Raw genomic sequence first — 12,570 nt, forward strand, 5'->3', positions numbered from 1 at the left:
GGCCGTGGACGACGCCGCACCGGGGCCGATCTACCGCGCCGACCCGCCGGGCGGGCTGGTGCTCGCGCCGCTCGACGCGTTCACCGCGGTCTATCATCGTCGCTCGGGCATGACCCACCTGCTGACCGAACCCGCGCCGCAGATCCTGGCGATCCTGGGCGACGCCGGGCTGTCGCTCGACGCGCTGCTCGACCGGCTGGCGGAGGACTATGATCTCGCCGACGCCACAGCTTCGGCGCTGGCGGCGCGGCTCGACGAGCTGCTCGCCGCCGGGCTTGTCGCAGCGTCGTGAGACACGCCTTCGCGCTACGGATCGGTCCGATCGGGTTCCGGATCGGATCGGACTGGCGCGCGCCGATCGATCAGCTCCGCAGCCTCTATAGCGACTATCCCGCGCCGCAGGACGGGGTGGCGGATTATACCGTCCGGCTCTTCGCGCGGCGACCCTGGCGGCGGTGGCTCCGCCCGTCGGTCGAGATCGGCGGCGATTACATGCTGCCAGAGGCCGCGCCGCTTCCGCTGCGGCACGGGCTGCTCGCCGCCGAAATGGCGATGAACCTCCAGATGGCGCTCGGCGCACGCCGCCACCTGTTGCTCCATGCCTCTGCGGTCGAACGCGATGGCCGGGCGGTGCTGATGACCGGGGTCTCAGGTGCGGGCAAATCGACGCTGGCGACGCTGCTTGCGGCGCGGGGCTGGCGGTTCATGGGCGACGAGTTCGCGCTGCTCCACCCCGCGACAGGGCTGCTCCACGCCTTTCCGCGGTTGATCAGCCTGAAGAATGCGGCAATCCCGGCGGCCGAGGCCGCCTGGCCAGACGCGCGGATGGGGCCGCTGATGGCGGCGACTCCGAAGGGCGATATCCGCCACATGGTCCCTGATGCGCGTGCGATCGCCGCGATGGACCAGCCGGCGACCCCCGCCTTGCTGCTGTTTCCCCGCTACGGCGATGCGGCGGCGGTCCGGCCGGTGCCGCCTGCCGAGGCGTTCGTGCGCATGACGCAGGCCTCGACCAATTATGTCGCGCTCGGCGAGCCGGGGTTCACCGCGATGACCCGCCTGATCGCGGATGTCCCCGCGGTTGCGATCGATTATCCCGACGGCGCCAGCGGGGTCGCGCAGGTCGAGGCGTTATGCGCGGCGCTGTGACAGACCTCCCGCATACCGTGGCGGCGGACGCACGCCTGCTCGCCCGCGCGCTCGCCGATCCGGGACGCGTCATGGCGCTCGACGCGGAAGGCTGGACCAGCCTGCTGACGATCGCCCGGGCCGAACAGCTGATCGGGACGCTGGCGCTGCGTCTCGACGGCCTGCCGCTGCCGCGCGCGGTCGAGGCGATCCTCGGCGATGCACACGCCGCCGCGGAACAGGGCCGCCGCGCGGCGCTGTGGGAGGCGGAGATGGCGCGGCGCGCGCTCGCACCGCTCGGCTGCCCGCTCGTGCTCCTCAAGGGGACGGCCTATGCCGCGGCGGGGCTGCTCGCAGGGCAGGGCCGGTCGATCGGCGATCTCGACATCCTCGTGCCGCGGGCGGCGCTCGACCGGGTCGAGGCGGCGGTGCTCGGCGCGGGGTGGGAATGGGTGAAGCCCGACCCGTATGACGACGCTTATTACCGGCGCTGGATGCACGAGCTGCCGCCGCTGATCCACCGCGAGCGCGACCGGATGATCGACATCCACCACACGATCCTGCCGCTTACCGCGCGGGTCAAGCCCGATCCCGCGCGGCTGATCGCGGACAGCGTGCCGCTCGGCAACGGACTGCGCACGCTGTCGCCCAACGGCATGATCGTCCATGCCGCGGCGCATCTATTCGCGGACGGCGACCTGGCGGGCGGCCTGCGCAATTTGTGGGACATTCGCTGTCTGGTCGAGGAGTTCGGCACCGAGGGGCTTGCAGAGGAGGCGGCGCGGCATGGCTTGCTCCTCCCCGTCGCGCGCGCGCTGCGCCTCGTCGATGGGCTGTTCGCCGGGGGCCGGCTGGCGGGCAGCGACCGCCTCTATGTGCGGCGGCTGACCGCGCGCGACGGCTGGGGGCGGCCGACCCGCCCGGTCACGCGGCTGGCCTTCTACGTCCGGTCGCACGCGCTGCGGATGCCGCCGGCGATGCTCGCGCGCCATCTGTGGACGAAGTGGCGCAAGGCCTGAGCGCCCGCGCGGAGGATCAGTGCAGCGTGCGCAGCCGCGGCGGCCGTGTCCGCCGCACCATCGCGATGATCGCGACGACGACGGCGATCGCGATCGTGTCGGCGATCCAGTCGCGAATGTCGCAGTCGCGGTGCAGCGACGGGATCGACTGCGCCACCTCGACCATCGCGCCGAGGAACGACAGGCGTTCGAGCACCTTGCGTCCGCGCGCCGCCGGATAGGCGAACGACGCCAGCGCGGCGAGCGTCGCGAAGGCGAGCATGTGCTGGAACTTGTCGCCGAACTGGTCGATCGGCAGATGCGGCGGCTTGGGGAGCAGTGCCATCGTCACGGCGCAGACGATCGCCAGCGCCAGCGCGATCTTGAAGAACCCGGTCAGGTTGCGGTCGCGGCCGTTCACGCCGCGGTGCGCCGGGCGAGGTCGTCGAGCGCGGGGATCAGCGCATCGAATCCGTCGATCACCGCCTCTGCCCCAAGCTCGTCGACCGGCTGCATCAGAAAGCCGAAGCTGCACGCGATCGTCGGCAACCCTGCCGCCTGTCCCGCCTGGATATCGAAGATCGAATCGCCGACGAACGCCGCGCGGGGGGCGTCACCTTGCGCCCCGGCGCGCTTCGCGTCCGCCACCACGGCGCACTGGCGCACCATTTCGTGGATCGGCATCGGCGACGGCTTGCCCTCCGCCATGGTGTCGCTGCCGAGGATGCAGGCGAACCGGTCGGTCAGGCCGAGTTCGTCGAGCACGGTGCGCGCGAATCGTTCGATCTTGTTGGTGACGATCCCGATCGTGACGCCGCGCGCCGCCAGCGCGTCGAGCGCCTCGATCACCCCGGGATAGGGCCGTGTCAGCACACAGATATGCGCCTCGTAATAGGCGAGCAGCGCGGCGTGCAGCCGGTCGAGCATCGCCTCGTCATAGCCGCCGGTCGCGGTCAGCCCTTGTTTCAGCATGTGCCGCGCGCCGCCGCCGATCATCGGCTTGACCTGTTCGACGCTCAGCGCCGGCCGGTCCGCAAGCGCGAGTGCATGATTGACCGCCGCGGTCAGGTCGCCGCTTGTGTCGAGCAGGGTGCCGTCAAGGTCGAACCCGACGATATCGAATGAAAAATGCGTCATCGCCGTGATGCCTGCCAGCGCGGCTATGGAATTGGCAAGGCTTTCGTGGCAGCGGTCCTTCCATGACGACGCATAAGCACGACCAGTCCATCGCGGTGATCATCCTGGCGGCCGGCAAGGGCACCCGGATGAAGTCCGACCTGCACAAGGTGCTGCACCCGATCGCGGGGCGGCCGATGCTGCACCATCTGGTCGCGAGCGCGGCGACGCTGCACCCGGCGCGCACCGTCGTGGTGACGGGTGCGGGGCGCGAGCAGGTCGAGCGCGCGGTCGCCCCGCTGGGGATCGCGACGGCGCTTCAGGCCGAACAGCTCGGCACCGGCCATGCCGTGGCGCAGGCGCGGGACGCGCTGGCCGGGTTCGAGGGCAATGTGCTGATCCTCTATGGCGACGTGCCACTCGTCACTGCCGCGACGATGCAGCGGATGATCGACCGGCTGCACGGCGACGATGCGCCCGCGGCGGTCGTGCTCGGCTTCCGTCCCGCCGATCCCGGCGCCTATGGCCGCGTCATCGCCGATGCCGCCGGGCGGATCGACCGGATGGTCGAATATAAGGACGCCTCCGACGCCGAACGCGCCGAGACATTGTGCAATTCGGGGCTGATGGCGGTCCATTCGCGCGACCTGTTCGCGTTGCTCGCGCGCGTCGGCAACGACAATGCGGCGGGCGAATATTATTTGCCCGACATCGTCATGCTCGCCGCCGCCGACGGCCGGGCCTCGGCGGTGATCGAGACGGGCGAAGGCGAGGTGGCGGGCGTCAACAGCCGTGGTGAACTCGCCGCGGTCGAGGCGGCCTGGCAGGCGACGCGCCGTGCCACCGCAATGGCGGACGGCGCGACGCTGATCGCGCCCGACACGGTCTGGTTCGCGCACGACACGCTGCTCGGACGCGACGTGACGATCGAGCCGAACGTCGTCTTCGGCCCCGGCGTTCGCGTCGCGGATGGCGCCGTCATCCATGCCTTCAGCCATGTCGAGGGCGCGAAGATCGGCGAGAAGGCGGATGTCGGCCCGTTCGCGCGCCTGCGGCCCGGTGCGGATCTCGGTGCCGGATCACGCGTCGGCAATTTCGTCGAAGTAAAGAAGGCGACGATTGGCGTCGGCGCGAAGGTCAATCATCTGAGCTATATCGGCGATGCCGAGATCGGCGCGCGCGCGAACATCGGCGCGGGCACGATCACCTGCAACTACGACGGCTATTTCAAATATCGTACCGTCGTCGGCGAGGACGCGTTCATCGGCTCGAACTCAGCACTGGTCGCGCCCGTGACCGTCGGCCGCGGCGCGATCGTCGCGGCGGGGTCGGTGCTCACGCGCGACGTCGACGCCGACGCACTCGCGCTCGTCCGTCCGCCCCAGGTCGACAAGCCCGGCTGGGCGGCGCGGTTCCGCGAAATGATGGTGGCCCGCAAAGCCGCTCGTCGGTGACACCCCGCGCGGCCGATCGCACGCGGTTCCCGACCTGACCAGATCATGCGGAGCGTGTCGCACGCCTCGCTCGACAAGACGAATGGATAGATAGCATGTGTGGCATCGTGGGAATCCTGAGCAATGACGCGGTTGCCGAGCGGTTGCTCGACGGTCTCAAGCGGCTCGAATATCGCGGCTATGATTCGGCCGGCATCGCGACCGATCATGACGGCGCGATCGAGCGCCGGCGCGCATCGGGCAAGCTGGTCAACCTGGCGAACGAGCTCGCCGCGCATCCGCTGCCGGGCAAGACCGGGATCGCGCACACGCGCTGGGCGACGCATGGCGGACCGACCACCAACAACGCGCATCCGCACGCGACCGGCGAGGTCGCGGTCGTCCACAACGGCATCATCGAGAATTTCAAACCGCTGCGCGACGAACTGATCGCGCGTGGCCGGACCTTCACCAGCGAGACCGACACCGAAGTCGTCGCGCATCTGATCAGCGAGAAGGTCGAGGCCGGCAGTGATCCGATCTCGGCGGTGCGCGAAATCCTGCCGCGGCTGCACGGCGCGTTCGCGTTAGCGATCCTGTTTCGCCAGCATCCCGATCTGCTGATCGGCGCGCGGCTCGGCTCGCCGCTGGTCGTCGGCCACGGCGATGGCGAGATGTTCCTCGGGTCGGACGCGCTCGCGCTCGCGCCGTTGACTCAGCGTATCGCCTATCTCGACGAGGGCGACTGGGTCGTGCTGACGCGCGACGGCGCGCAGGTCTATGACCGTGACAACGCGCCCGTCGAGCGCGCGATCACGCTGTCGGGGATCACCGGCGAGGTGATCTCGAAGGGCAACCACAAGCATTACATGCTCAAGGAGATCTACGAGCAGCCGATCGTCGTCGCGCAGACGCTGCGTTCGTATCTGAAGCGGATGGAGGGCGAGGTCTCGCTGCCGATCCCCGAATTCGACCTGTCGACCATCAAGCGCGTCACGATCGTCGCGTGCGGGACGAGCTTCTATGCGGGCATGGTCGCCAAATACTGGTTCGAGCAGTTTGCGCGCGTCCCCGTCGACCTCGATGTCGCGTCCGAGTTCCGCTACCGCGCGCCGGTGATGGAAGAGGGTGGCCTCGCGCTGTTCATCTCGCAGTCGGGCGAGACCGCGGACACGCTGGCCGCGCTGCGCCATGCCAAGGCCGAAGGGCAGAAGATCGCGGTCGTCGTCAACGTGCCGACCAGCAGCATGGCGCGCGAGGCGGATCTGTTGCTGCCGACGCATGCCGGCCCGGAGATCGGCGTCGCCTCGACCAAGGCGTTCACCTGCCAGCTTGCGGTGCTTGCCGCGCTTGCAGCCAATCTGGCGCGCGCGAAGGGCCTGCTGACCCGCGAGCAGGAGCGCGAGATCGTCCGTCACCTCGCAGAGGCGCCAGCCGCGCTCAACGGCGCGCTGGCGTATGACGAGGCGATCGAGGCGATGGCGCACACCGTCGCGGGCGCGCGCGACGTGCTGTATCTGGGGCGCGGGACGGATTACCCGCTCGCGCTCGAGGGGGCGCTGAAGCTGAAGGAAATCAGCTATATCCATGCGGAGGGCTATGCTGCGGGCGAGATGAAGCACGGGCCGATCGCGCTGATCGACGAGCATGTCCCCGTCATCGTCATCGCGCCCTCGGGGCCGTTGTTCGACAAGACCGTCAGCAACATGCAGGAAGTGATGGCGCGCGGCGGCAAGGTCGTGCTGATCAGCGACTATGACGGCATTCAGGCGGCGGGCGAGGGCTGCATGGCGACGATCACCATGCCCAAGGTCCACCCGTTGATCGCGCCTCTGGTCTATGCGGTGCCGGTCCAGCTGCTCGCCTATCACGTCGCGGTGCTCAAGGGGACCGACGTCGATCAGCCGCGCAACCTGGCGAAGTCGGTCACCGTCGAATAACGGCGCCGGGGCTCAGGCCGCCTCGCGGTGGGGCAATGGCGGCATCTGGTCGTCGCCGTTGAACCGCGCGATCCAGGGCAGGACGTCCTGCGCTTCGAGCGGGCGGGCGAAGACATAGCCCTGTGCCTCGTCGCACGCCATCCGCGTCAGCGTGTCGACGGCGCCGACGGACTCCACGCCCTCGGCCACCACGCGGAAGCCGAGCTTTTTCGACAGTGAGATCATCGTCGCGATCACCGTCCGGCTGCGGGCGTCGTCGGTGTCGAGCGGGTCGACGAACGACTTGTCGATCTTGACCACGCTCGCGGGCAGCGTCTGGAGATAGGCCAGGCTGCTGTGGCCGGTCCCGAAATCGTCGATCGCGACGCGGACTCCGGTCGCCGCCAGCGCCTCGAGCCTGGCGAGCGACTGCGCCGAATTCTCCATCATCGCGCTTTCGGTCACCTCGACCTCAAGCATGTCGGGCGCGACATTGTGCGTGTCGAGCGCCGCGGCGATTGCCGCGACGAGTCCGTCCTCGTCGAGATTGGTCGCCGAGATGTTGATCGACAGAGGCAGCGAGACGCCACACGCCTGCCACGCCGCCAGCTGACGCAGGGCGGTGTCGAGGACGAATGCGGTGGTCGGCTTGGCGAGCGTGGTCCGCTCGACGATCGGGATGAACTCGGCGGGCGATACGTCGCCCAGCGTCGGGTCGTTCCAGCGCAGCAACGCTTCCGCCCCGACGCAGCGACGTGATCCAAGGTCGATCCGCGGCTGATAGACCAGGCGGAGCGACGCGCCGTCCTCCAGCGCGGTGCCGAACGCGCTGAGCAACACGATATTGCGCCGGTATTCGGAATCGTTCGACGTCGCATAGACGCTGATCAGGCTGTCCTTGGCCTGCGCATCCTGTGCGGCGCTGTGGGCAGCGCGCAGGATTTCCTGCGACCGGATCGCGCCCAGCGTCACGGGGACGATCCCGGCCGCCATCGTCGTCACGAACCGCGCGATCGAGCCCGCGGCACTGACCGCGAGCCCGGCGCTCACCACGTCGAGATAGCCGGGCATCGTTGCGCCGGGTAACGACAGGAACGCAAACTGGGTCGCGGCAACGTGATAGAGCGTGCGCGCAGACCCCAGTTGCTCGCGCAAGGTACGCGCTGATTCCTTGACCAGCGTTTCGATATAGCCGGCGCCCATCACCCGGATCAGCGCATTCAGCTGGTCGGCGCGCGCGAGGTCGAGCAGCACGACGAAGCGCTGCTCGCCGGGCGTGTCACGCGCGAGATCGTCGAGATCCTCCAGAAACCGGAAGCGGTTGGGCAGTGCGCTGACCGGATCGACCCGCCCGACCGCATGCTGGAGGTCGATCTGTGCCATGACCATCGCCGCAAGGTCGGTCAGCGCGGCAAGCTCCTCGGGAGAGGCGGTTCGGGGTTCGGCACCCAGCACGCAGAGCGACCCGAGCCCATGGCCCTCCCGCGTGATCAGCGGCGCACCCGCATAGAAACGGATGCCGGACTGCGCGAGCGGGCTGTTGGCATAGAAGCCGTCGGCGGCGAGGTCGGGTATCACCAGACCCTGCGTCGTCTCGGCGACCTCCGCGCACGGGGCCTTGGCCCGCGCGATGTGGTCGTGCGTGATCCCGACGCGCGACTTGAACCATTGCCGGTCGGTATCGGTCAGCGAGATTGCGGCGATCGGCAACCCAAAGATCTGGCCCGCCATCCGGGTGATGCGATCGAAGCTTTCGCTGGCGCTGGTGTCGAGCAGGCGCAATTGGCGCAATGCATCAAGCCGTGCCGCCTCTTCATACGCCCGCATTTCTATGCTCCAGTCGCCAGCATTATGCGCAACGAGTCCACTTGCGCGATAGACTTATGTTGTTAACATGGAGTAAATTACAGCAACTTGACGGATCTGTCCCGCCGGACGAATTGCTGCAGCCAAAGTATTGGTTTGGGGACAGGGATGAGCGAAATACCATTGGTGGCCGGGATCGAACTTGGCGGGACCAAGTGCATCTGTATCCTGGCGCGAGGGCCCGATGCGATCGAGGAAATCGTACGAATTCCGACAACTCGCCCCGACGAGACGCTCGCCGCGATCGAAGCCGTGCTCGACCGCTGGAGCGGATTCGTCGCGATCGGAATTGCGAGCTTCGGCCCGGTCGGGATCGATCGGCGCGGCGGGGATTACGGCCATATCACCTCGACGCCCAAGCCCGGTTGGGCGGGGACCGACGTCGCCGGGCGCCTGCAGCGTCGCTATGCGGTGCCGACCGGCTTCCATACCGACGTCGTCGGCGCGGCGCTGGCCGAGGCGCGCTGGGGTGCGGCGCAGGGCCTGGCGGACATCGCCTATGTGACCGTCGGCACCGGGGTCGGCGCGGGGCTGATCGCGGGGCATCGACCGGTCGACGGCCTGATGCATTCGGAACTCGGGCATATCCGGCCGGTCCGAATGCCGGGCGACGACTGGATCGGCAGTTGCCCGTTTCACGGCGCCTGCCTCGAGGGGCTCGTGTCGGGCCCGGCGATCGCCGCGCGGCTCGGCCATCCCGCCGATGAGGCCCCCGCCGATCATCCGGTCTGGACGGGCGTTGCGGAGGCGCTTGGCCAGTTGTGCCACACGCTCGTGCTCACCGGCATTCCGCGCAGGATCGTCATCGGTGGCGGCGTGATGGGCGCCGGCCATCTGTTTCCGCGGGTCCGTGCCGCGCTGACGCGCAGTCTCGGGGGGTATATCGCATTGCCCGAGCCGACGCTGGTCGATACGTTCGTCGTACCGCCGGCACTCGGCGGCAATGCCGGCCCGCTCGGCGCGATTATCCTTGGTGGCCAAGCGCTTGGTGACTCGGTCGGAGGGTCGAGCGGCTCGGCCTTCATGTCATATTAATTACAGATGCCTACCCACCGGGCCGCGCGATAGGGCCTGGAAAACCGCTTACACGGGCGGGGTCAGGTATCGCGAGGAACGGTGTCCGATGCGTATTCTGATTGTCGACGACGAACCCGGAGTTCATGACGACTACGCCCGTGCGATACTCGGGACGGAACCGGCGGCGGCTGACCCGCAGGCCGACGCATTTTCGATAACCTCCGTCGGGACCGGCATCGACGCGATCGCCGCGGTCGAATCCGCCATCGCCGAGACCGCGCCGTTCGCGGTCGCCTTCCTCGATCTGCAGATGGCGTCGGGGCTCGACGTCTGCGAGACGGCGCGCCGGATCCGTGAACTGGACCCCGACATCAATTTCGTGATCGTCACCGCGCTCGACGGTGCCTCGCTCGCCGGGATCGCCAAGCTGGCCGGGCCGGTCGACAAGGTCTTCCATATCGCCAAGCCGTTCGCCGGCGCCGAGCTGCGCCAGACCGCGCTGGCACTGACGCAGCGCTGGCAGTTCGACCATGACTGCAACGCGGTGCGTGCAGCGCTCGTCCGGCAGGTGGCGCAGCTCGAGGTCCGGGCTGCCGAGCTGGCGGCCAATGAAAGCCGTGCGATCCATCTGGCGACGCACGACTCGCTGACGGACGCGCCCAATCGGCTGGCGTTCCTTCGCGCGCTTGCCGAACGCACCCGCGCGGACGGGTGGTTCGCGACGGTGATGATCGATCTCGACCGGTTCAAGCTGGTCAACGACACGCTGGGGCATCTTGCCGGCGACGCGCTGATCCGCGAGATCTGCGCGATCCTCGGCCGGTCCTCGCCCGACGGCGCGCTGGTCGCGCGGCTCGGCGGCGACGAATTCGGCGTGTTGTTCAGCACTGCGGACGAGACCAGCGCCCTGCTCGCCTGCGAACGGATGATCGCGGCCTGTTCGGTCAGCCTCCAGGTCTTTGGCAGTTCCGTCCAGGGCGGCGCCTCGGCCGGGCTGGTCGTGACGCATGGCGGGCAGGGCAGCGACCCGGTCGACGTCATGCGGCGGGCCGACCTTGCGCTGAACGATGCCAAAAGAAGCGGTCGACGCATGGCGCGCGTGTTCGACGAGAGCATGGACGAGGATATCCGCTTTCGCCGGCGGGTCGAAAGCGGGCTTGGCGAAGCGATCGCGAACAACGAGCTCAGCCTGGTGTTCCAGCCGATCGTGTCGCGCGAATCGATCGAGGTGGTCGGGTTCGAGGCGCTGCTGCGCTGGAACACGATGGCTTACGGCCCGATCAGCCCGGGCCTGTTCATGCCGATCGCGGAGGAATCGAACCTCATTCACGACCTGGGCGACTGGGTGCTGCGCAATGCGCTCGCGGTCCTGACGCAGTGGCCGGGTCAGTATGTCTCGGTCAATTTCAGCCCGCGACAGTTCCGGCGCCACCATTTCGTCGACTATGTCGGCGAGAGCGTCCGCCGTGCCGGGGTCGATCCCAGCCGGTTGCAGATCGAGATCACCGAGACCGCGATCTTTGACGATGCCGAGCGTGCGGCAGAGACGCTGGGCGCGCTGCGCCGCATGGGGTTCCGCATCGCGCTCGACGATTTCGGGACGGGCTATTCGAGCCTGCACAACATCCGCACCTTCGCGCTCGACTGCCTGAAGATCGACCGCAGCTTCATTGAGGGGATGGGCCGCGAGCGCGAAAGCGCGGCGATCGTCCATTCGATCATCAGTCTGGGCCGCGCGCTCGGCATCGGGGTCATCGCCGAAGGGGTCGAGACCGAGGCGCAGGTCCAGGCCTTGCGCCTGGCGGGGGCCAGCCATCTCCAGGGCTTCTTCTTCTCGCACCCGGTGCCTGCTGCGATCGCCCGGACCATGGCGGAAGCACGCGGTCTGGGCGGGGATCCCGCCGCGGCGCCCCGCGTCATGGCACCCCCGCAGGGCGTCTGACCCTACACCAGCGAAGCGAGCGGTGGGTCAGAGCAGGACGGGCTGCGCGTCGTCCGGCTCGTCGCCGACAAGCCCCGACAGCGTAAGCCCGAGCAGCCGGACGCCCTGCGGTACCGGAAGCTGCGCCATCAGCAGGTCCAGTCCCGCGGCGACGAACGCAGCCTTGTCGACCACCGCGGCGCTCGACGAGCGGGCGCGCGTGATCGTCCGGAAATCGGCATGGCGCAGTTTCAGCGTGACCGTCCGCCCGCGCGTGTCGTGCCGTTCGATCCGCACCCACGCCGCATCGGCGACGCGGTGCAACGCCTCGCGCAGAGCTGCCGGATCGCTCAAATTGGTCTCGAACGTCCGCTCCGCCCCGACCGACTTGGCGGCACGGTTCACGCGCACCGGGCGGTGATCGATCCCGCGTGCTGCCCCGTAGAGATAGTCCGCATAGCTGCCGAAATGCGCCTGAAGGAACGCCAGCGGGCGTTCGAGCAGATCGGCACCGGTCAGGATGCCGAGCTGTTCCATGCGTTTGGCGGTGACCGGGCCGACGCCGTGGAACCGCTTGACAGGCAATGACGCGACGAACGCGGCCCCGCGTTTGGGCGTGATGACGCAGATCCCGTCGGGCTTGTTCTGGTCCGACGCAAGCTTCGCGATGAACTTGTTGTAGCTGACCCCGGCCGACGCGGTCAGCCCGGTATCGGCCTTGATCCGCGCGCGGATCTCCTCGGCGATCGCCTGCGCCGATCCGACCCCGCGGATATCGGCGGTGACGTCCAGATACGCTTCGTCGAGCGACAGCGGTTCGACCAGCGGGGTGAAATGCGCGAAGATTGCGCGGATCTGGTCGGACACCGCACGGTACACGTCGAAGCGCGGCGGGACGAAGACGAGGTCGGGGCAGCGCCTGAGCGCGGTGACCGACGGCATCGCGCTGTGCACCCCGAAGGTTCGTGCCTCATAGCTCGCGGCGGCGACCACACCGCGCGCACGTGAACCACCCACCGCGACCGGCCGCCCTTTCAGCGTAGGGTCGTCGCGCTGTTCGACCGAGGCATAGAAGGCATCCATGTCGACATGGATGATCTTGCGCTGCACCGGCGGCGGGGTAGGAGAAGCGGCCATCTGCACCGCAGATAGGTTCTGACGATGCGCGGAAA

11 protein-coding genes are annotated in these 12,570 nt (G+C 68.5%); 7 read left to right on the forward strand and 4 right to left on the reverse strand.

Annotated elements, in window-relative coordinates; all coding sequences use genetic code 11:
- Positions 1-4 precede the first annotated feature (4 nt).
- The 3 genes from ASE89_RS21110 to ASE89_RS04325 all read left to right on the forward strand — a co-directional run bounded on the left by ASE89_RS21110 (position 5) and on the right by ASE89_RS04325 (position 2,147).
- Positions 5-292, forward strand: a complete 288-nt coding sequence (locus ASE89_RS21110) for an HPr-rel-A system PqqD family peptide chaperone (RefSeq protein ID WP_056674364.1) — start codon at positions 5-7, stop codon at positions 290-292.
- A complete protein-coding gene (locus ASE89_RS04320; RefSeq protein ID WP_056674367.1) occupies positions 289-1,149 on the forward strand; it encodes an HprK-related kinase A in 861 nt (286 codons plus the stop codon). The genes ASE89_RS21110 and ASE89_RS04320 overlap by 4 nt, the downstream gene beginning before the upstream one ends.
- A 71-nt stretch (positions 1,150-1,220) precedes the next feature.
- Positions 1,221-2,147 (forward strand): nucleotidyltransferase domain-containing protein, encoded by a 927-nt coding sequence (locus ASE89_RS04325; protein WP_236701652.1) that lies wholly within the window; start codon positions 1,221-1,223, stop codon positions 2,145-2,147.
- 16 nt (positions 2,148-2,163) lie between these two features.
- On the opposite strand, the gene ASE89_RS04330 is transcribed toward ASE89_RS04325, so the two are convergent.
- The gene (locus ASE89_RS04330) at positions 2,164-2,547 is read right to left on the reverse strand and encodes a hypothetical protein (protein ID WP_056674372.1); all 384 of its coding nucleotides are present in this window, start codon (positions 2,545-2,547) and stop codon (positions 2,164-2,166) included.
- Entirely contained in the window at positions 2,544-3,263 is a 720-nt protein-coding gene (locus ASE89_RS04335) for an HAD hydrolase-like protein (protein ID WP_056674375.1), read from the reverse strand. The genes ASE89_RS04330 and ASE89_RS04335 overlap by 4 nt, the downstream gene beginning before the upstream one ends.
- Before the next feature lie 62 nt (positions 3,264-3,325).
- On the opposite strand from ASE89_RS04335, the gene glmU reads away from it, so the two are divergent.
- Complete coding sequence (glmU, locus tag ASE89_RS04340) at positions 3,326-4,696, forward strand: bifunctional UDP-N-acetylglucosamine diphosphorylase/glucosamine-1-phosphate N-acetyltransferase GlmU (RefSeq protein ID WP_056674378.1); 1,371 nt, start codon at positions 3,326-3,328, stop codon at positions 4,694-4,696.
- Positions 4,697-4,791: 95 nt separating this feature from the next.
- Positions 4,792-6,615, forward strand: a complete 1,824-nt coding sequence (gene glmS, locus ASE89_RS04345) for a glutamine--fructose-6-phosphate transaminase (isomerizing) (protein WP_056674382.1) — start codon at positions 4,792-4,794, stop codon at positions 6,613-6,615.
- Positions 6,616-6,627: 12 nt separating this feature from the next.
- Here the strand turns inward: glmS and ASE89_RS04350 are convergent, their stop codons facing one another.
- On the reverse strand, positions 6,628-8,421 hold the full coding sequence (locus tag ASE89_RS04350; RefSeq protein WP_056674385.1) for a putative bifunctional diguanylate cyclase/phosphodiesterase: 1,794 nt from the start codon (positions 8,419-8,421) through the stop codon (positions 6,628-6,630).
- Positions 8,422-8,568: 147 nt separating this feature from the next.
- Here ASE89_RS04350 and ASE89_RS04355 point away from each other — a divergent pair, with 147 nt between their 5' ends.
- On the forward strand, positions 8,569-9,495 hold the full coding sequence (locus tag ASE89_RS04355) for an ROK family protein (RefSeq protein ID WP_056674388.1): 927 nt from the start codon (positions 8,569-8,571) through the stop codon (positions 9,493-9,495).
- An 88-nt stretch (positions 9,496-9,583) separates the two neighbouring features.
- Complete coding sequence (locus tag ASE89_RS04360) at positions 9,584-11,419, forward strand: putative bifunctional diguanylate cyclase/phosphodiesterase (protein ID WP_056674391.1); 1,836 nt, start codon at positions 9,584-9,586, stop codon at positions 11,417-11,419.
- A 27-nt stretch (positions 11,420-11,446) separates the two neighbouring features.
- Here the strand turns inward: ASE89_RS04360 and dinB are convergent, their stop codons facing one another.
- A complete protein-coding gene (gene dinB, locus ASE89_RS04365; protein ID WP_031395771.1) occupies positions 11,447-12,535 on the reverse strand; it encodes a DNA polymerase IV in 1,089 nt (362 codons plus the stop codon).
- Positions 12,536-12,570: the final 35 nt, after the last annotated feature.

It is taken from the genome of Sphingomonas sp. Leaf30, from assembly GCF_001422525.1.
GTDB lineage: Bacteria > Pseudomonadota > Alphaproteobacteria > Sphingomonadales > Sphingomonadaceae > Sphingomonas > Sphingomonas aerolata.